The sequence below is a fragment of the Bythopirellula goksoeyrii genome, from assembly GCF_008065115.1.
GTDB lineage: Bacteria > Planctomycetota > Planctomycetia > Pirellulales > Lacipirellulaceae > Bythopirellula > Bythopirellula goksoeyrii.
On sequence record NZ_CP042913.1, the window covers coordinates 5,613,329 to 5,632,877 of the forward strand.

Here is a 19,549-nt window from a genome sequence, read left to right on the forward strand (position 1 = left end):
TATCTCCGATTCGATGGTCAGTTACGATATTTGAGATGCACACCCCGCTCGGGAAGCCAATGCGGCACCCGTGAATCGCGGAATAAACTTCGGAACTCGACGACGGTACTCAACGTATTCGTGTCCCAAGTTATCCACTAAATCGCGCTCTTCGGCGAAAACCGCCAGCACCATGTATCCGGTCAGCACAACTGCGAATAACAAGTGCCCCAAAGTCATCGTCGGTGCAGCCCAGAAAAAGATTGCCCAGCCGATGTACAATGGGTGCCGGACATGCTTGTAAACCAGGGGAGCACGAAATGGCAGTGGTGTATAGTCTTTCCTGGTCAAGTGAAGCCATACTTGGCGCGTTCCAAAGAGATCGAAATGGTCGAGCAGCAGGGTCACGGCAGGCACGACCAACCAACCTATCGCGAACAATGCCCACGCCGCAACTCGTAGAGCCTGGGTCTGCACATCCCACACAATCACGTCGATCGTACGCCACTGCCAGAACAACACGATCGTTACCAGGCACGTGGCGAGTACATACGTGCTACGTTCGATCGGTTCCGGGATGATCCGAGTCCAGACTTGTTTGAAAGTTGGTCGGGCCATGATCGAGTGCTGGGCAGCGAACAGTGCCAGCAGTAACAGATTCACCACGACCGCCACACCGATCGGACCTGCCGGAGCCGAGTCGATCGTCTTCGGTACCAGCAGATTTCCCACAAAACCGGCCATGTAGATGAAAGTTCCGAGAAACAGCAAATGGCATGCTACGCCGTAGACAAAGTAAAGGAATCGTTTCATGACTGGATACTCCCGAAAAAGTGGCATTCTAGAATGACGAAATGATGTGCGGCTCGACTGACCTTGCGTGCTCTTGGTAAAGTATCGCTTGTTTCGAGTCTCGCGAAAGTTTACTGCAGGTACACTTTCAGGTTGACTCCGAGTACACTTCATCCAATGTTCCATCTAATCCTATGAAGACACCCACCCGTCAGCGCCTTGTCGAAGCGGCGGTCCGTCGCTTTTACCGCGATGGATTTCGCAGCGTCGGCATTGACCAAGTGCTCGCGGACGTTGGGATCAGCAAGACGGCGTTCTACAAGCACTTTGAGTGCAAAGACGACCTAATGCTGGCGGCGCTGGAAATGCAGAACTGCTGGCTCCAGGACACCTTCCGCTCAATGATTCGTGAGCGAGGTGGCCCCACGGCGATCGGTCAACTGCGGGCAACTCTCGACGTCGTCGATCACATCATCGCGTCAGACGATTTTCAGGGCTGTATCTTCGTCAATGCGGCCATGGAATTTCCCCTGCCTCACGAACCAGCGCACATCGCCGCTTCCGAAAACAAGCAGGCGATCGAAGACATTCTTCATGCGCTTGCTACGGAAGCCGGAGCTGGTGATCCTCGAGCGCTGGCTCAAGAGTTGTGTCTGATCATGGAAGGAACGTATGTCACGAGGCAAGTTACAGGAAACAAGCAAACCATTGACATTGCACGGCGGATAGCGAGCCTACTGATCGCGTCGCACTTTCCCGAATCGTAACCCGACCGCTTTGTAAATTTCTTGGCAATGTAGGGTTCATCTTGTTGGAGCAGCGAGTTTGAACAGGGGGGGGCCACAAGACCACGAAGCCTCACGCAGATGATGCTGCGGGGCATCCTTATCTCCATGTATGTCCGATGCAAACCTTAGTACGCTTCTGAGGTAATCTCTTAGAAGCTGCGAGCAGGACAAAGTTGTTGGCGAGGAACTGGCTTTGAACACCGTGACTGCTGGAAACTCTCCTACCAATGCTTCCTTAGCAGCGCCACCTGCCTTGGGCTATTCAGTCAGCACCCTCGATTGGATCAGGAAACCATTCGGTGGTAATTGCGTAGTAGCAATACTTGGCTGGTTCGCTCTTTCTGGCCACGGTAATGGTGGGTGCAATGAGGAGGGTTTCGCCCTGCTTCATGTTACAGCGGGCTGAAATTGTGCGATGGGTTGCTTTCGGAATTTGAATGACCAAGTCTTGTCCAGGCATTTTGGCTTCGCTCACTCCATCGATGAAGTTCAGCTCTAGCTGACACTGTAGTTCAATCGTATTGCGGTCAGTCATGCTCGTCTTCACCCCCAACTCCATCCCTTGGGACAACACTTCGATACAAGGTTGAGCGGCGGTAGCAAATTCTCCTTTGAGATGCGTAACACCTACAACAAAGGGAAGTTGTGAGAGGTCACTGATCTTCGCCACTTGCCCGCTGAAAATGGTAATCTTCGGAGCCGAGGTCCAGTGATCTAACTTCGACTTCTTTACCACTAGATCCATTTCAGCAGCAGAAAGAATAGTCGCTACGTAAGGTGCATAGTCGACGGATATCGATTCCATGGATAACGACAATCTCTCCGGACCAAAGTTCGTGTTGCTCTCAGACCAGCTCTCTGCCCGTGCCGGGTGGGGAGCGGCGTAGCGAACGGCATCCTTCCAGTCGATTCCTTGGAGTTCTTCTGGATCCTCAACTACGAGCACACGAGTACAGACAACCACTTGCCATGTATTGCCGAAACGCTCCACTTCATTAAGCAGCTGATTGAAATACTGATGAACTGTTTCTGGCGCCGTTAGCATGATTTGATCGGCACCCGTTTGTTGCGTCTCCACGACAACTTCTTCTCTGCCGGGAACTAAGAGATACTTGGAAAGCCAACCAAAACCATCCGATTCCTCGGGACGCGTCTCGCGGATTTTCTTCAGAGCCGCACTCAGATCGTATTGCCGTGTCTCCAGTTCCCCTTTTGGGGGAAGGGAAGGAGACGGGATAGATGATTTGTTTACCAACTTCCAGGCGTCAGATTCATTGATGGAGAAAGTGTCGAGATCTTTCATCTTGGAGGTGGGCCGGTCGGTAGCCGCGTCAGTGAACCCGATAAGTGCTAACGTGAATAGCAGAGTGACAGAAACAAGCTTTGGCAGTTTGTAGCGATTGTCAGCGGAAGTGAACGCCTCGATTCGTGCTGCCAAATTCTTCGCCGGACTGGCAAAGCCGAGCCCCAGCAGTCCCAAACAAGTAGCTGGACGCTGAGCCGCAAAACGCATCAAGAGGTTGGCGTAGCTGGTTCGCTCTTGCGGTTCGGTGAATTTCCGCACTGCATGGTCGCAAGCCAGTTCACGGTAATGTTCGATATGGCGAATCGTGATCCAAGCGATCGGATTGAACCAGTGAAAGGCACGGACTAGCATCAGCATCCAAGAAAGATAACCATCGCGGCGACGCAGGTGCATCAATTCGTGGAGGGCAATCATTCGCAACTCGGAACTGCTGAGTAAATTGCGTGTTTCTTCAGGCAGGCACAGCGTTGGTCGGAAAACGCCGAAAATTGCCGGTGCGGATAGGTCAGGCACGTACTTCATCTGAGGAGTTCGCGATATGTTGAGCGAAGCGCAAACCTGTTGAATGCAATCGATTGTTGGTTGGTCCTCGACGCATGAGAGTAATCCTATTCGTTGCGAGAACCGCCACGATGAAACTATTGCCCTTAGCATTACCAGGATGACGCCAGCGAACCACAGCAGACACAGGGTGCATACACAAACTGACTCCCAGTCCCATGAAATGTCTGTCACCCCTGGAGTTGGCGCAATGGGTTCTGGCAAAGGATCGGGTCTGGGATTGGCCATCCATTCTCGGATAGTTTGAGGCTTGGCCGGTGCTTGCCAAAGTTCTTCCCAACTTGAGACTGTTGCTGGTTTGCTCTCCCAACTCAGCAAGTGCCAGACTCGCTGAACACTAACGGGACTGATGGGAGCGATTGGCATCAGCAGTCGCACCGCCACGACTACCCACAACCAGCAAAGAATGCGTGGCGAGAATCGTCTCCCGACAATTCGGTCAGTTGCCAATACTAACATTGCCACAGGTATGGCCGCTATCGCTGCCATGAATGTGGGCTCCAGACCGATCACAATGAATTCGCATACTGAATCGAAGGTTTCGCTCATGACTTTTTTTCCTTTTCGTCGAGTAGACGACGTAGCTCAGCGAGTTCGTCGTCGGTGAGCTTGGAGTTCTTGACCAGGTGCATAAGTGCCGGTGCCGCCGAACCACCGAAAACGCGGTCGAGAAACGAGCGGCTGGCCCGTCGGACGCAATCGCCCCGACGCATCAATGCGCGATACAAATACCGTTTCCCATCGCGATCAAAGGTCAACGCTTTTTTCTTGACCAGGCGATGGAGCATCGTTTTGATCGTCGCAGCAGTCCACTCGTTCGGTTCTGCTAGCAAATCAATCACCTGTTGCGATTCAACTGGCTGGTGCTGCCACACGGTATTCATTACTTGCCATTCGGCATCGGAAATCGTAGCGGATTCAGCCATGAGTAGTTCTCCATTTGGTCTGCCGGATAATAGATTACATCTGTAAACGGAGTCAAGATCGATTGTGAAGGGAAATAGGGATCACGTTTTCGTACAGGTTATATCTTCCCTTGCTTCCTCCAAATCTTCGCAGGCAAGATGCATGCGCCACGAATCGCGGCTCGTCCCTGCGCGGAGCGTAGGTACGAGGGAAAAGAGAGGCACGGCGATTCACGTGCCCACGTTGACCGTGGGCATGGCAACCCGGTTGCTCCGACACTGGTATGGGAGGAGATACTTTGGTTAGATTACATACTTTCGAACAACCCTGACCACTTCTTGCCAGAAAGACTCTCACTATGAAAAGGCTCGACTGGAAACAACTACTCGGCAAACGATCGGCATCTCGGAATCTCTGCTGTTTGGTGACATGTTTGGTAACTACACTCGCTTGCTTTTTGGCGATTTGCTCTGCGTCTCTCTTGGCGGCAGAGGAGTCAACTACTTCCCGGCCATTGTTCAATGGCAAGAATCTCAATGGTTGGCATGTAGACGTTCCCGCACTCGATGCGAACCCAGATGCCAAGTCCCCGTTCATAGTCCGCGATCGTATGTTGGTCAGTTTGGGTACCCCTCCAGGGCATCTCATCACGAACACGATTTATCAGAACTACCGACTCGAAGTTCAATACCGGTTCGCAGCCAAGCCGGGCAACTGTGGCGTGCTGGTTCATGCATCGCTCCCACGCGCACTCTACAAAATGTTTCCTCAATCACTTGAGGTCCAAATGCAATCTGGTGAGGCGGGTGATTTCTGGTGCATCCAGGAGGATATTAGCGTGCCCGACATGGTCGCGCGGCGCGGCCCTCGAGATACGTGGGGAGTTGACGGCGACAAGGCGCGTCGCATCAAGAACCTCACTGATGGCTCAGAAAACCCACCGGGTGAGTGGAATACCCTGGTTATCGAAACGCTGGGCGATGCGATCAAAGTGTGGGTCAACGGCGACCTGGTCAACTACGGCACCGACTGCACGGCCAACAAAGGGCAGATAGCAATTCAAGCCGAAGGATCCGAGGTGGAGTTTCGCGAGATTGCACTGACGCAGATTGAGCGGTTTAGCGAGGATTAGAATTGCAGATAGGTCGGAACCATTGGTTCACTCAGAAGCAATTCTCGATTCCCGCCTGCGCGGGAATGACAATGTCATTACGACTCGGAGAGCCGTGTTACTCTAGCGGATTTCGCTTGGGTCCGCTTGGATGGGGGGAGCGGGGAGGCTTAGTTGTCCTGCAGGGGGTGTCAACTGGGCATTCACTGCATGACGCAAGAGGCCGAAGACCGCCTGATACTCGGGCCGGGCTGCCAACTGGGCATATTGAGGGTTTGATGCAATGACCTCGTATCTCGACTGTGCGTTGATCAATGCTTCACGATAGGACTCGGCATTGTTGAATTGGCTGGCGTTTGGAATGGCAAGGTACTGTTGCCACTCGGGAGTCAGCACCGCTTGCAACCGTTGCCATGATTCGCCCATGGGTGTCGCTGAGGCAAATTGATTCGCATAAGGAGCTGCATTCGGTTGGGGCTGCATGCCCTCTTGCATTGGTACTGATCCGCCACCGGCGTACTGTGTTATTTGGGAAACCAACTGGCTGGCAAGAACTGGCTGCTGTCCGGTAGCAGCAGCTTGTTGATAATACTGGGCGTCTGCTTGCAAGTCTTGTTTGAGAACCGAGCCATCGAGCGAAACACCCAAGAAGGCACCGCGACTACGCGAGTAGCTATAGATCTCAGCATTCATTGGCAAGTCGGTGCCAGCGGAAACCTGGCGTCCCACAGGTCCAGCAGCCACTGACGCATCGGCACCTACGGTAAGTTTGCCCTGCATGAGATTTTCCACACTTTGGCGCGAGCGGAGAACGAGAATCACATCCGTTGATTGGATGCCCGCCTGCCAACCAACACTCCCGCCGGTAAGATCGATAAATCGCGGCATCTGCCACTGGCCGGTGGCATCGCGACCGATGAAAACACCTTTGCCCATGCGAATTCCTACGACGAAAGCTCCCCCTTTGACTTGGGGAATGATCGCAACCCCTTGAGCATCGGTAAGAAGTTGTCGGGGAATCCCATTGCCGGGGGCCGTCATCACTTGTTGAAATACCGTGCTGGCTTGTCGTAGTATCTCGTCCTCCTGCATGGCTGCTTGTGACATAGCAGGAACGAGCGAGAGCAGGACAGCTGTCAACGCGGACAATCGAATGATCGGCGACATGGGATTTTCTTCCTGATTAGAGTTGTACGAATCTCCGAATTACGACTCGGAGAGTCGTGCTATAATGACGCAACGAAAATCTCAGCAGAGATCGCCATCGGGGCAAGTGCGGAGAATAGGAATCTGGAGAGTCGGGGTCAAGATGAGCCAGTTCTGCAGCCTGGGAAGCTGACGGAATCCGGGGAAATCAAGCTAATATACGACTATCTCGAGTTTCCTTTGGCAGCTTAATCTGTAACTCAAACAACACACCGGGAAGGTGCCTGCTCCGGTAGTCTTGCCCAAACTAGAGATTTGCGGACTACTCCAATCAATGCAAATTGCTTCTGAATAATAATTGTAGCTACAATCGAATACTATGGATCTTGCCTCAATGATTTTTCAACTTTCCTCGCTGCTTTAGGTTCACTTGCATTTATGTTGTGCTCTCTCCCCAATTGGCTGTTTGCCATTGTTTGTGGCGTACTCATTTCCAATCTCCCTGCTCAGGCAGTGATCACGCTGGATGGGAATTTCGATTCCGGCTCGCTCGAGAGTTATACCATTAATGGTAATACCGTTAATATCACGGGTCGTGACTCTTACGCGGGGGGAGCATTCAGGTTGGGCGACGGCCATTGGCGTTGGCTTCACTTCAAAGCCAGCGGCGTACTGAATCAGAATCCAACGTTCGCGGTGCATGGAGAGTTTGGTGGGGACGGCTCTTGCTGCGATGACACGAGCATCGAAACCGATCATGAACTCTACGACCACGAGATGGTTTACTCATATGATGGAGAGAACTGGCAGTACTTTCCCCATGCGAATAATACTCTGAGCACCGCTAACGCTAATCCGGCGAACGATCTCTACACTTTCAGTCTGGGGACGCCTTTCACCCAAGACGAGGTTTATGTCGCCTACGCTTTGCCTTACACCTACAACCGAAGTGTGCTACACACCCAGCAGGTGCTCGCCTCGCCATGGGCTCAGCCGACGGTTTCCGGCAATTTAAGTGGGGTAATCGGGCAGGCTCCGGAAGGAGTCAATGATATCGGGATCAATCAACCGGAGCGCGACTTGTACGCCTATCGAATCACGAATCCTGCGACCGACTCTGCGACTCCCAAGAGAAAGGCGATGTTCGTCACGGGCCAGCATGCTTCGGAAACTCTAGGAATCTATACATACGAAGGACTCATCGATTGGCTCATCTCGGACGACCCGCGCGCGGCAGCACTCCGCGATCAAGTCGAAGTATTCGGCTATCCAACTTTGAATGCGTCGGGGCGGGCTGCCGGACTCTCCCGGTCCATGCTGCAGCATCCTGACACTGATTCGAACAGCTACTGGAGGCCTGGACCGTTGAGTGGGAATGACTGGGACAGTCCTGAGCGGACCGAGCAAAAGATCAATGGCGAAGCGATGCACGACGATGCCGCAGCAACCCCTGGCAACTCGCTCGACTTGTTCGTCGACTTCCATTCGTCGGTGCCGGACTATGAAATCGTAGGTCCCAATGGCCTAGGCTCGGAAAGCCCGCTGCCTGGATTGTCAGGGCAATACCGCGATGACTGGGCCTACATCACTAGCGGGTCTGAAGGCAACGATTGGTGGCAAGCTCTCCGCGCGTTGCAGCCAAACCTACTTCAGGTAACCTCTGGAACCGGGCCAACTAGCCGGACTTCGACAGGCTATGCCCTCAATGATGATTATGGTTTGAACGCCGACATGTCCGTTACGTTTGAAAATCAGTTCGCGATCTCTCGGCCGATCTCCTACTATCACGATTTGGGCAAGAATTTTGGATTGGCCATGTATGAATCTTGGGTGCAAGTCGCTAATCCACTTGCCGCTGACTTTGACGAGGATGGTGACGTGGATGCCGGCGATCTGGCCGCTTGGCAAGCCGGATACGGGTCCGTCGCTGCCACGCACTTACTCGGGGACGCCGATGGCGATGGGGACACCGATAGTGCAGACTTCGTTATCTGGCAACGACAATTCACGGGAGGGCAGAATCCGTTCTCGACTGGCAAAGTCGTCCCGGAGCCGAGCTCGATGGCTATACTACTTCTCACTGCAACTGGAATGCTCCTGTTTTCTGGTTCTGCCCGTTCATGAATAAAGGAATAGGTCCCCATGCTTCGCATCCTATTTTGTTTGATTGTACTGATATTTCAAAGTGGCGAAGTTAGAGCTGCAGAACAAACCCAACCAAATATTCTCTGGCTCTCTTGCGAAGATCTCTCTTCCCGAATGGGCTGCTATGGGGACAATACCGTTCCCACGCCGAATATCGATCGCTTGGCTCGCGAGGGAATTCGCTATACGAACGCCTTTACCGCCACCGGCGTCTGCGCACCTTGTCGTCATACGATAATCACAGGTCTCTATCCCATGCAAAGTGGCGCGCAATACATGCGAACTACTTCAAAAAGTTCGGCTATGGATGAGATCGAGGATCCTGAACTTCGAGAAGAAGCGATGAATCGGCGGCTGTATGAAGCGACTCCTCCGGCAGGAGTGAGATGCTTTACGGAATATCTTCGCGGGGTGGGCTATTACTGTACGAACAATAGCAAGGAAGATTATCAATTCGTTGCGCCAGTCACCGCCTGGGATGAATCATCGAATAAGGCTCACTTCCGCAACCGCGCCGAAGGGCAGCCATTTTTTGCGGTGTTCAATAATACGGTGACCCATGAGTCGGGCATCCATGGCGCACGACGTTCTCCCGCCAAGACCGATCCAGCCAGTGTCACAGTACCAAAGTTTCTTCCGGATACGCCCGTGGTCAGAGAAGATATCGCCCGCTATTACGACAACATCATTGAACTCGATGCTTGGGTCGGCGAGAAACTGGCTGAACTTGAAGCAGCGGGTCTCGCAGATTCGACGATTGTCTTTTTCTTTTCCGATCATGGCGACGGGCTGCCCAGACACAAGCGGTGGGTTTACGACTCCGGGACCCATGTCCCGATGATTGTGCGATTTCCCGATGGATTCGAAGCTGGCACTGTTGACGACCGAATGATGAGTTTTATTGATCTGGCCCCTACGGCACTCACACTCGCAGGAGTAGAGAAGCCAGATTACATGCCGGGTGTATGCTTTACGGGATCGAACGCCTCGCCGCCGCCGGAATATGTTTTCATGCATCGTGATCGCATGGATGATACGAGCCACGATACGATCCGGGCTGTGCGAGACAAGCGATTTCAATACGTCCGCAACTATCGACCCGATCGGCCCTACTTGCAGCTGATTTCCTACCGCGATCGGGCGGCGACCATGGACGAAATTTATCGACTCAAGAAAGAAGGCAAACTGAATGCTGACCAATGGCAATGGGCAGTACCAGCCAAGCCGTTGGAGGAATTGTACGACACCGAATCGGATCCCGATGAGGTTCACAATCTAGCAAGTGACCCACGCCATCTCGCGCACATGGCGAAGATGCGCGAAGCGCTTGAGCAGTGGGTGCAAGAAACCGGTGATCCCTTGGCGACTCCTGAAAGCGAGGTGCTCGAAACACAGGTCTGGCCACCGAAAGGGGAACAACCTGTTACGTCGACACCAGAAGTTGTCGTCACTCCAACTGATAATGATACGTGGGAAGTGACGATCGAGTGTTCGACAGAAGGTGCCAGCATTGGCTATCGGGAGTCGGACTCGGGTCCGTGGACGATTTACACGGGGCCATTCGAAACGGATGCGAAGCGACTGGACGTCACTGCTCATCGGATTGGTTGGAAACCGGTACGGGTGAAGCGGAAGCTGGGTGGGGGAGCTGAGTAGTCCTGACTTGAATGTTCCTTTTCGTAACTGTAAGCCCTGATTGTGTTGTTCGCATATTGCGAACATGCTATAATTACTGAGATGAATATCATCAGTAGGCCGGCGATTCTCGAGGCTCAGCGTCGCCATCCGCGTTGTCGCAAGTGGCTTGAAGAATGGTGGAGGAATGCAAGATCTGCTCAGTGGACCAGTTTAGAAGATGTTAGAAGAACCTATCCATCCGCTGATCAGGTAAACAAGTTTTTGATTTTTGATGCTCCCGAGGCCAAGCGTTTGATCGTAGGGATCCGCTATTCCCGAGAGACACCCTATCGTGGCGGGACATTGTTTGTGAAAGAATTTCTGACGCATTCCGACTATGTTCGAGGCAATTGGAAGAAGGGTTAGTTGTCATGAGTACCGCTAGTTACTCCGAATTATTATCCAAAGCAAAGCCGCAGATTATTGACGACGAGAGGTCACATCGCCGTGCGCTATCCACTATTGACGCCTTGATGAATCGTCCGAGGCTTAGCACGGCCGAGGAAAAGTTACTGGATTTGCTGGCGAAGCTTGTCAACGACTATGAAGAACATATCTATCCCACGCCCAAGGTCTCGCCAGCTCGTATGTTGAGTCATTTGATTGACGCCCGAGGAGTGTCACAGGCAGAAGTAGCCCGAGAGACGGGGATTTCGAGATCAACGATCAGCGAAGTGAACAGAGGCAAGCGAAAACTTAGCGTCGAAAATGCCTATCGCCTCGCAGAATATTTTCATGTGCAGCCGATGTTGTTCTTGGAGAGATAACAAATGGCAAAAACTTCACGTACTATATTGCAGTACAGAATGCGCTTCCCTGCGGCTTGCGGCTAGACTTAGGTTACCAACCCCTTGGTGACTAGCATAAACACGTCTTCGAGCGTTGGTTCTTTTTCGGCGAAGGAGATCAAGCCGCAGTTGGCGGCGACGAGTTGGCGGATGAGGCGTTGGACGTCGGCGTCGGAGCCGTTCATTTCTACTGCGCAACTGCGAGTGTTGACTTCGATGTTTTGCACATGGGGATCGCTACGAATGAGGCTTACGCCCTCCTCGGGATTGCCCGTGAACCGGACGACGATATGGCGGTTGCTGGTAATCTTGCGGTAGACCTTATCGATGGGGCCATGTAGCAAGAGCTGCCCGCGTTCGATGATGCCGATCGAGGTGCAGCAATCGGCCAACTCGGTGAGAATGTGACTAGAGATTAGAATCGTCTTGCCCATATTGCGAAGTTCCTTTAGGAGGGCTTTTACTTCAAGTCGGGCACGAGGATCGAGGCCACTGGCGGGTTCGTCGAGGATCAAAACGGGGGGATCGTGAACCAAAGTTTTAGCTAGGCAGAGCCGCTGCTTCATGCCACGCGAGAGGCTGTTCACATAGTCGTCGCGTTTATGTGTGAGATCCAACAGTTCTAGAACGTCGGACAAGACTTGCTTGCGGCGAGCCATGGGGACTTGGTAGGCGACGGCGAAAAAATCTAAAAATTCCCAGACCTTCATGCCGTCGTATACGCCAAAAGTGTCAGGCATGTAGCCGATGCTGCGCCGGACCGCGATGGGATCGTTGGTGACGCTATGGCCATTGACCGTTGCCTCGCCGTGGGTTGCTTTGAGAAGTGTTGCCAGGAAGCGAATCGTGGTGCTCTTACCTGCACCGTTGGGACCAATGAAGCCAAACATCTCACCGGCCGGGATCTTCAAGCTCAGATTGGCCACTGCGACAAAGTCGCCGTACTCTTTGCGAAAGTTGCGGATTTCGATCATAACTTTTCGTCACTGGTTTGCTGGGTGATAACGTCGGTGATGCTGTTGGCATCCGGTAGCGGTGGGGAAAAATCGCCGTAGGCCAGGTGGGCAACAACGACCGTGGCCCCTTGCAATTGCGAGGCCGCCGGCTCCACCTCCATACTTGGTAGTACACCGTCGACGATTCCTACCAATCGATACTCCTCGCGGTGGGTCGCCCCTGGATCATCCCCCGCTGGGAAGCGAAATGCAAGCTGGACCAGTGAGTCAACGCTCAATGGTAGTTCACCTCGCAGTTTCGCCGACGTCGCGCGATCTGATTCAAAAGGAAGCCGATCGTTCGAGAGGTCCATAGGAAGCAATGTGAGCAACGCCGAATCCCCGGCACGCAAATCCCCTAGCCACGCGCCATCATAGCGCACTCGGTTCTGCTTGTCGTAAAAGCGGCGCACAAGTACGGCATCCCGCAACTCGAATTGCGTGCGATTCTCGACTTGGCGTTGGCCGCGAGAAGATTCACCGAACCGCAGAGGTCCATCGAGTTTGAGCATCTGTTCGCTATGCACCAGATTCGTCGAAGCGGAGGACACGGCTAGACCGCTGAGCTGAGTTTCGGAATTCCTTTCAAAGCGGACCGAGTGTTGCCAATCAGTTTGGTCCGTGTCGTTGGCCGGAAAAGGGAGTGCCAATGCGGTGGAATCCTCGGGGAAGGTAATGTCGTAGGTGGTCGAGAGCGACGAATAGAACGCGGTGAAGCGAGTGAGAATTCCACGTGGATAGTTGCCGTGCAGTTCCAAGAGAGCAACTTCGGTCTGCGCCCTCACAAATCCGATGTCCAACTGGGCCTGCTTGACCACAACCCAAGTACCAAGCAGCGCAATGAGAGGGACAGCAAACCAAGCCCATTCCACTCGCTCGATGACGCGGAACACAAGCCAATTCAACGGCACAAGTATCAGCAGATAAACTCCTAGACATGTCAAAACGAATCCGGCCCCTGGCACTTGTACACCCGCTGCCAAGAGGAGCAACTCCCGCGCGATCTGTGCCACAGGCGAGAATTCGTCCCACGCTCCGAGACCCCCGGAGCGATCGACTTTCAGTTGCGAGTTCTGTTGAAATTGTCCGAATTGATCTGAGGAGGTGGTGGTATCAAGCTTGGTGTTTGCCGCAGCTAGCGCATCGCGAGCGAACAAACGTAGTGGAGTCGTGAAGTGGGCATCAAGCCGCCTTTCAGGATATTCAGTCCAATTGACTCTCGGTCCACCGTAGGGGCCTTCGGAGAAAAGACGTCCCGGTCGTTGCAATAGCCCGCTGTTCAAAAAACCATCGAAGCCGGGCCAATTGATAAAATCCCGATCTGACAGTTGCACCGCTGAAACCACAACGGAGCCGTTGCCGACAACTCGCTCATAAAACAACTCTGCGCCACCGACAAGCTCCGCGGACTTTTCGTGAGGTTTGAGTTCAATCGCCGCCAGCGGCTTGATTGGAGCGAGCGGTGGAATGGCTTTTCCCTTAGCCCGCTCTCCCCAGTACGCAGACCAGGGAATCAAATGTGAGTTGGTGATCTGGCGAGGACCTGCGTCATCGGCTGGCAGATACTCCTCGAGAAAGCTTCCTCGCAAAGTAGCCAGCGAATCAGGACCATTGATGATCAATCTGCCGCCCCAATGGAGCCAATCTACCAATGCTTTCTGCTGTTCGGATGTAAGCCGAGTGGGATCGACTTCGTCCCAGAAGAGATAGGCGATGTTTGTCCAAGTGAGAGGGTTATCCGAAAGCGGAATCTCCTTGGTCGCATTCACTAGGGCGACCTGATAGTGAGGAGCAGAATTCTCTTCGTACTCTTCTTCCCAGGGTGCCCGCACCGTGTTGGTGACTTTCAAATAGGCATATTGATCGGGATCCTTGGCAAGGACCACGATAGTGTATTGGTAGGCAGGCAGGCGAACGAGCTTAAGCTGAGCGCGGTACACTTCGGCGGCTGAGCTTTCGTCGAATAATTTAGCCGAGAGAAACTCACCCGTTGTTTGCTGTGGAATGAAGAGATCTGCCTGAATCTGCTTGGCTCTCCCTTTGGCTAGCACAAGGGTTCGAGTCGTTTGCAAACCGAAATGGGTATGTTCCAGTGCAACGGGGCGTTGGGAAGCGTCGACCGTCTCAAAAGAGAGATTGCCGACGAAGTCGGTATAGTTGGCCTTCATCGATTGAGAAGTCGACCCCCAGTGCCCAGGCTTGATCATGAGCACAGGCCCTTCCTCAGCTAACTCGCCAACTTCTTGTCCCAGGCGTGGAGCTAAGGGGCCAATTTCTAGAGGTGGCTTTTTCTGTTTATCGATTGCCGGTTTCTTGGTTTCCGGCTCGACAGCTTGCTCCGTGTCTGCCACAAGGCCATCAAGAAGCTGGTTCTCATCGGCAGTCTGAGCATGAGTCATGAATGCCGGAAAGACGAAGAAGAACATCAGGCAACAAGTGACACGGTAGCGTAGCTTCCGACCGGTAATAAAACAGTCTCTCGCAGAGACACAAAGACGCAGGGAAAACCCTAAGCTTTTCTCTGCTGTCTCGGTGGCTCTGCGAGAGGCCTCTCCACTGTCAATTGGCAAGACGCCAGGAAGTCGAAAATGCCAGTATCGTGTTATAAACAAGGATCAGGGCCTCTCTAGTCCAAATATAATTCCGGTCCCTATTCTAACCGATCGTGCTGCGAGGCATACGGCTGGCCTGCGGGATTCAGCCTGCCGAGGAGCCAGGCGACTGCGATTGTGCCGATTCCTGTGATCAGAGCCAAAGCAAGACAGATTGCGGAAACTTGATCGTCGGCACCGTAGTGCACGAGGCCGAATATGCGTACCGAAAGGGTTGATACTCCTGGTGGGAGGACCAAAATCGTTGCCGCCAGTTCGCCAACGGCAACGATCAACGACAAACCAAATGCCGCTAGGATAACGCTGGCTCGCAGAGGAATCGCGATCTGGACAAGTTGTCGCCACCAGTTGGCCCCTTCGCTGGTGGCACTGTCGAGCACTTGCTGTGAAATGCTGGCGAACTGTGACCAAATCAAAAGGGTCGCCAGCGGCAGAGTGCGCATCCATTGGGCCAATATGGGGGCAAGAATCGTATCGTCGTACCAACTGTTGAGCCACGCCCAGGGGGAGTCCGCCGAGTGATTTAGCAGTCGAATCAACCACACTCCAATTAACGGCCCAGGGAGCGCAAACATCGTTGCTAACAGGATGGCAGTGAATGAGAGCGGCAACCAACCTGTTCTCAGAGCCCAGGCGATCAACACTCCAAAAACAGTCGCGAGTGTCGCCGCTATCGCTCCGATCGCTAGCGACCAACTCATCTCGCGGCGATGTTCCCACGGACTGCGTGCGATGAGTGTCGCGGCTTTGGTCGGCGACCATTCGCGCACGACGCCAGCTTCCGTTCGTGTGGCTTGAGTGCCTGCTTTGCCGACGAGACTCACCAAGGGAACACCTATCAGATTCGTCATTGCGAGCCAAGTGACAACGGCTAGTGGAATAGTTGCCCGGTCTAGTTGCCACCGCCAACTCTCGTCGAGCGAGAAGAAGTGTGCACTCGGCAACCAATTCACAATGGCCGCCAGCAAGATCAACACCAGACAAACAGCAATCACTGTTCCCCACACAAGGTCGCTGGTCGCAAAGTCTACTTGTCCTGCATCGTCAACCAGCGGCACGATGGGCCCACTCAACGAACCAACACTCGCCGAGGTATACACTTCCTCAGCAAAAGTGCGCACCTGAAAGAGATCGGTCACAGTGATTTCTCCCAGGCACACCACTGCAACCCACAAGGCACCTGTCAAAATACCCGCTTTTGCGCGCGGCACGCTCACGGCTAACAAAACTTTCCACGGGGGCGCATCAAGCAAAGCGTCTTCCTCTGCCTCACGGGGAATTGTGAGCAACGCAGCGGCAACCAACAGCGCTACCCAGGGGACACCCGCCAAGCCATGCACCCACACTGCCGCTGTCCAACCTGAAAGTAGAACTCCTTGGTCGTAAAGGTTTCCAGGTGGAATGAGCCAGCCCCCCTGCCCCAACGCAGCTTGCCAGGCAGCAGCTTGGACGAAAAGAGGGACGAACAACCACGCCAACAACATCCACTGTAGAGATTTGCGCCCTGGGAGCGTTGTCTTCGTTATCGCCAAAGCCAGCAAAGTTCCCAAGGGGACGGCAATTGCTACTGCACCCACCGACAGCCACAGAGAATTAAGCAGCAGTCCGCGCAGCCGGGCGCTGGCGAAACCAAGACTCACGCACGCACACATGCCTGCTAGCAAGACGAGTCGCAAAGGTCTTGGCGACGCTTGAGAATCAGCCAGCATGGTCTCTCCATAGAACAGGAACACATCAAGTACCGCGTCACTGCTAGCAATTCTGCAGCGGAGCGGCAAGCTACTCTACCAATTCCTCAGGTTGGCATGGTAGCCCCCAGCGTGGTTTGCTAATGTCTCGCGCATGAACTGGGCACCAAGAAAACTCCGCCGATTTTCTGCATTCTGGCTCTGCGCCATTGGGCTTTCAACGATCCTGTTGCCGGGCTGCAGCACAACGATGCCGTGGGACCGCAAGGAATACACGTCGATTATCACCCCTGCGATGCGAATCTCAGCGATCCAGGAGTCGGCCTCGCGAGCATCCAACGGCGATTCCACGGAACAGCAGCGACTTGTGGAAGAATTGGCCATGCAGATCCGCACTGAAAGTGATCCGCTGGTCCGTGCTGCCATTCAAGAATCCCTGGGAGATATCCAAGTTCCTCTGGCCCGCGATGTGCTCATCGCCGGGCTCAATGATGACGACCTCGATGTGAAACTCATCTGCTGTCGAAAGTTGGGAGATCGGGGCGAACCTGAAAACGTGCCAATCCTTCGCAAGCTACTCGAAGGTGGCGAAGTCTTGGATGTAAAATTGGCCGCCACGGATGCCTTGGGGAATATCCGCTCAACCGAGAGCGTGAAGACTCTATCTATCGCGCTCAAAGACCGAGATCCCGCCCTGCAATACGCTGGAGTGGAAGCTTTGAAGCAACTCAGCGACCAGGATTTCGGCAACGATGTTGCCGCCTGGCAAAAGTTCGCCGATGCGGGTCAGATCACCGTGAAATCGGAAATCTCAGTTGCTGAGAGCGTAATGCAGATGTCGCCATTCTAGTGGTCTGTCAAGTTTTTTTGTTTTGAGATTGAGCGGATCGACGCTATCCTCCGGCAGCGTTGAAATACTGGTTCCAACTTGACTACGGACTAGTACCATAGGTGCAATCGCGGGCAGACATTCGATGCTAGCACTTTTCTTCCGATGGCTCGTGAAGCCTTAGGTTTCTCTCAAACCTCCTACCTTCTCACGTGCTGAGATTCTCTCAGCTTGACTCTTTTTTTCCGGGTGAATTCCCAGCCCGCCAGACCCGATATCAGTTCCTACGGGATTGTGTGTTTTTGATATCCCAATGCTTCACGAGCCAGTTTGATTGGGACTGCTGGCAAACTACCGTCACGTGCAGCACTGCGGGCAAACACACTTCGCATCCTTCTGGAAGTTGAACAGGACTAGGCAGCACGAATTGTAGATTAGGGGGGAGAGACTCGATGCAACGCCCGTTGCCAGAGTACGTACAGATTTCATGGTGCCAGAAAGTGGTTCTGTTGTGTCTGTTGGTAGTCGCCCATCCTGGGGCGGCCCAAGCAAACAGCGGCTCTTCGCTTATTGACCCCTTTGAAGATTCGCCGACGATGGGTTCGAGCGTTCCGCAGCAGAACCTCCTCTGGCAATCCACGGTCAAGGGCTACCTGGCCGACCCGGCATTTCGAAGTAAGCCAGCTGAAGCCCAGCGCGTGCGAACTTCCGTAAATACCAATCTATCAAGACCTGCGGTGCAGCCAGAAAAACCATCGGCAGCACCAGCATCTCCCTCGCCGTTTCATAAGTGGATCTCTCCTCGCTCTACAACTCCGACAAGAACGAAAGCGGCTCCCCCCCAAGAATCAACTCAATCAGTCGATGAATCAACTCCAGATCTAGCTTCCGAATCTTCTGATCAAACGGAGGACGTAGCGACGCCAGACCGCACGGCCGACGGGCCAGTCTTCATCACACCTCGCACGAGCGAACCTGAAATTGCCCGCCGCTCGAATCCCGCTTCACGTGGAGGAGGCCGACGGCTGAGGGAGATGTTCGACATTGACCAGCCTAATTCCGTTGAGCCACTGCCGAGCAAGAGCGATGAAGTTGAAGAAGTCGAAGAGGACGCCACAGCACTAAGCGAATATCCAACTCCGATCCAGGAACCAGAAGCGGAAGAAGAGGAAGTTGTTGAAGTACAGCTTCCTCCTCTCACCAGTAGTCAAAAGGCCCTCCGCTCCCATGTCCGACGCGTACTCAAATATTACTACGACCACCCAATGAACACGCGTGATCGCAGCCCCTGGGAACTGATCCACGCAGCTCTCACCTATGAAATTCACAGTCGCGTGCTCCAAGGGGGGCCCGATGGCAAGCCTGTTTCGGCAGTGGGTTGGCTCTGCTTTAACCAGTCGTGCCGAAAAATGCGTCTCATGTATATCAATGACGAAGGGGACCTGCACGTCCGCGTGGGTCCGGCCCTCCAGGGCCATCGGGGTCAGTTGCTAGCGATCCTCGCCCAGTGCAAGGTGAGCAGCGAGTATCCCATGCTAGTGGATGGCCATGAATTGAAAGTCAAAGACCTGATCAAGGAGGAAATGAGAACCTGCTATCCTCGCACGGAACTCACTTTTAAGCTGATCGGATTGATGCACTATCTTGACTCTAACACCCAATGGGTCAACGACCAGGGGATGCAGTGGGATATGCGAAAACTGGTCGCGGAGGAGCTCAAGCAGCCCATTCGAGGTGCTGCCTGCGGAGGCACCCACCGATTGTCGGGACTGACACTGGCCTACAAAGCTCGCGAGCAACGTGGCGAAAAGGTGGATGGGGAATACTATCAGGCGAAACGGTTCGTGACCCAACATCAGCTTTATGCGTATCGTATGCAAAACCGCGATGGCAGCTTCAGCACCAATTGGTTTCAGGGTCGAGAAGACCAGGATGACCCCGATCGCAAGCTGAAGACGACGGGCCATATCCTGGAATGGCTGCTTTATTCGGCGACGGACCGAGAATTGAAGAGTTCGCGGACCTCCAGAGCTGTCTACTTCCTCTCCAACCTGATGTACAGCAATCGCTATCGGGACTGGGAAGCTGGCCCGCTCGGCCATGCCCTCCATGCCCTAGTGGTTTACGACCGACTCATGTTCTCCAAGTACGATGAGCCAGGCAATGCACCCGTAGCAATCCGAGAGGCTCTGACGAAGTAGACTGGTAATGGAGCCGGTACTGGGT

The 19,549-nt window shown here is 53.7% G+C and carries 15 protein-coding genes; 8 read left to right on the top strand and 7 right to left on the bottom strand.

Annotated elements, in window-relative coordinates; genetic code table 11:
* Positions 1-21 precede the first annotated feature (21 nt).
* The gene (gene mddA, locus Pr1d_RS22165; RefSeq protein ID WP_148075572.1) at positions 22-792 is read right to left on the bottom strand and encodes a methanethiol S-methyltransferase; all 771 of its coding nucleotides are present in this window, start codon (positions 790-792) and stop codon (positions 22-24) included.
* A gap of 173 nt (positions 793-965) precedes the next feature.
* Between mddA and Pr1d_RS22170 the strand changes: the two genes are divergently transcribed.
* Positions 966-1,538 carry a TetR/AcrR family transcriptional regulator gene (locus Pr1d_RS22170; RefSeq protein WP_148075573.1) on the top strand — a complete coding sequence of 191 codons (573 nt, stop codon included), beginning with the start codon at positions 966-968 and terminating at the stop codon, positions 1,536-1,538.
* 283 nt (positions 1,539-1,821) lie between these two features.
* Here the strand turns inward: Pr1d_RS22170 and Pr1d_RS22175 are convergent, their stop codons facing one another.
* Together Pr1d_RS22175 and Pr1d_RS22180 are read right to left on the bottom strand one after the other, a co-directional pair.
* On the bottom strand, positions 1,822-3,975 hold the full coding sequence (locus tag Pr1d_RS22175) for a M56 family metallopeptidase (protein ID WP_148075574.1): 2,154 nt from the start codon (positions 3,973-3,975) through the stop codon (positions 1,822-1,824).
* Positions 3,972-4,352 (bottom strand): BlaI/MecI/CopY family transcriptional regulator, encoded by a 381-nt coding sequence (locus Pr1d_RS22180; protein ID WP_148075575.1) that lies wholly within the window; start codon positions 4,350-4,352, stop codon positions 3,972-3,974. Before Pr1d_RS22180 ends, Pr1d_RS22175 begins: the two co-directional genes overlap by 4 nt.
* 338 nt (positions 4,353-4,690) lie before the next feature.
* Here Pr1d_RS22180 and Pr1d_RS22185 point away from each other — a divergent pair, with 338 nt between their 5' ends.
* Positions 4,691-5,464 carry a 3-keto-disaccharide hydrolase gene (locus Pr1d_RS22185; protein WP_148075576.1) on the top strand — a complete coding sequence of 258 codons (774 nt, stop codon included), beginning with the start codon at positions 4,691-4,693 and terminating at the stop codon, positions 5,462-5,464.
* A gap of 102 nt (positions 5,465-5,566) precedes the next feature.
* On the opposite strand, the gene Pr1d_RS22190 is transcribed toward Pr1d_RS22185, so the two are convergent.
* Positions 5,567-6,610, bottom strand: a complete 1,044-nt coding sequence (locus Pr1d_RS22190; protein ID WP_148075577.1) for a lipid-binding SYLF domain-containing protein — start codon at positions 6,608-6,610, stop codon at positions 5,567-5,569.
* 417 nt (positions 6,611-7,027) lie between these two features.
* Between Pr1d_RS22190 and Pr1d_RS22195 the strand changes: the two genes are divergently transcribed.
* From Pr1d_RS22195 to Pr1d_RS22210, 4 genes are all read left to right on the top strand, one after another.
* Entirely contained in the window at positions 7,028-8,713 is a 1,686-nt protein-coding gene (locus Pr1d_RS22195; RefSeq protein WP_148075578.1) for a M14 family zinc carboxypeptidase, read from the top strand.
* An 18-nt stretch (positions 8,714-8,731) separates the two neighbouring features.
* A complete protein-coding gene (locus tag Pr1d_RS22200; protein ID WP_148075579.1) occupies positions 8,732-10,390 on the top strand; it encodes a sulfatase family protein in 1,659 nt (552 codons plus the stop codon).
* 81 nt (positions 10,391-10,471) lie between these two features.
* Complete coding sequence (locus Pr1d_RS22205; RefSeq protein ID WP_148075580.1) at positions 10,472-10,777, top strand: type II toxin-antitoxin system HigB family toxin; 306 nt, start codon at positions 10,472-10,474, stop codon at positions 10,775-10,777.
* 5 nt (positions 10,778-10,782) lie between these two features.
* Positions 10,783-11,178 carry a helix-turn-helix domain-containing protein gene (locus Pr1d_RS22210; RefSeq protein ID WP_148075581.1) on the top strand — a complete coding sequence of 132 codons (396 nt, stop codon included), beginning with the start codon at positions 10,783-10,785 and terminating at the stop codon, positions 11,176-11,178.
* Between the two features lie 68 nt (positions 11,179-11,246).
* Here the strand turns inward: Pr1d_RS22210 and Pr1d_RS22215 are convergent, their stop codons facing one another.
* The 3 genes from Pr1d_RS22215 to Pr1d_RS22225 form a co-directional block, all read right to left on the bottom strand.
* A complete protein-coding gene (locus Pr1d_RS22215; protein ID WP_148075582.1) occupies positions 11,247-12,173 on the bottom strand; it encodes an ABC transporter ATP-binding protein in 927 nt (308 codons plus the stop codon).
* Entirely contained in the window at positions 12,170-14,593 is a 2,424-nt protein-coding gene (locus tag Pr1d_RS22220) for a hypothetical protein (RefSeq protein ID WP_168205423.1), read from the bottom strand. Before Pr1d_RS22220 ends, Pr1d_RS22215 begins: the two co-directional genes overlap by 4 nt.
* 251 nt (positions 14,594-14,844) lie before the next feature.
* Positions 14,845-16,515: an ABC transporter permease gene (locus Pr1d_RS22225; protein ID WP_148075584.1), complete on the bottom strand. Its 1,671-nt coding sequence runs from the start codon at positions 16,513-16,515 to the stop codon at positions 14,845-14,847.
* A 133-nt stretch (positions 16,516-16,648) separates the two neighbouring features.
* On the opposite strand from Pr1d_RS22225, the gene Pr1d_RS22230 reads away from it, so the two are divergent.
* Both Pr1d_RS22230 and Pr1d_RS22235 read left to right on the top strand, forming a co-directional pair.
* On the top strand, positions 16,649-17,344 hold the full coding sequence (locus Pr1d_RS22230; protein ID WP_148075585.1) for a HEAT repeat domain-containing protein: 696 nt from the start codon (positions 16,649-16,651) through the stop codon (positions 17,342-17,344).
* Positions 17,345-17,775: 431 nt separating this feature from the next.
* On the top strand, positions 17,776-19,524 hold the full coding sequence (locus Pr1d_RS22235) for a hypothetical protein (protein ID WP_148075586.1): 1,749 nt from the start codon (positions 17,776-17,778) through the stop codon (positions 19,522-19,524).
* The last annotated feature ends 25 nt before the right edge of the window (positions 19,525-19,549 follow it).

Coding starts and splice junctions, on each gene's coding strand:
- mddA (WP_148075572.1), bottom strand. CDS start 792: ATGAAACGATTCCTTTACTTTGTCTACGGCGTAGCATGCCATTTGCTG.
- Pr1d_RS22170 (WP_148075573.1), top strand. CDS start 966: ATGAAGACACCCACCCGTCAGCGCCTTGTCGAAGCGGCGGTCCGTCGC.
- Pr1d_RS22175 (WP_148075574.1), bottom strand. CDS start 3,975: ATGAGCGAAACCTTCGATTCAGTATGCGAATTCATTGTGATCGGTCTG.
- Pr1d_RS22180 (WP_148075575.1), bottom strand. CDS start 4,352: ATGGCTGAATCCGCTACGATTTCCGATGCCGAATGGCAAGTAATGAAT.
- Pr1d_RS22185 (WP_148075576.1), top strand. CDS start 4,691: ATGAAAAGGCTCGACTGGAAACAACTACTCGGCAAACGATCGGCATCT.
- Pr1d_RS22190 (WP_148075577.1), bottom strand. CDS start 6,610: ATGTCGCCGATCATTCGATTGTCCGCGTTGACAGCTGTCCTGCTCTCG.
- Pr1d_RS22195 (WP_148075578.1), top strand. CDS start 7,028: ATGTTGTGCTCTCTCCCCAATTGGCTGTTTGCCATTGTTTGTGGCGTA.
- Pr1d_RS22200 (WP_148075579.1), top strand. CDS start 8,732: ATGCTTCGCATCCTATTTTGTTTGATTGTACTGATATTTCAAAGTGGC.
- Pr1d_RS22205 (WP_148075580.1), top strand. CDS start 10,472: ATGAATATCATCAGTAGGCCGGCGATTCTCGAGGCTCAGCGTCGCCAT.
- Pr1d_RS22210 (WP_148075581.1), top strand. CDS start 10,783: ATGAGTACCGCTAGTTACTCCGAATTATTATCCAAAGCAAAGCCGCAG.
- Pr1d_RS22215 (WP_148075582.1), bottom strand. CDS start 12,173: ATGATCGAAATCCGCAACTTTCGCAAAGAGTACGGCGACTTTGTCGCA.
- Pr1d_RS22220 (WP_168205423.1), bottom strand. CDS start 14,593: ATGACTCATGCTCAGACTGCCGATGAGAACCAGCTTCTTGATGGCCTT.
- Pr1d_RS22225 (WP_148075584.1), bottom strand. CDS start 16,515: ATGCTGGCTGATTCTCAAGCGTCGCCAAGACCTTTGCGACTCGTCTTG.
- Pr1d_RS22230 (WP_148075585.1), top strand. CDS start 16,649: ATGAACTGGGCACCAAGAAAACTCCGCCGATTTTCTGCATTCTGGCTC.
- Pr1d_RS22235 (WP_148075586.1), top strand. CDS start 17,776: ATGCAACGCCCGTTGCCAGAGTACGTACAGATTTCATGGTGCCAGAAA.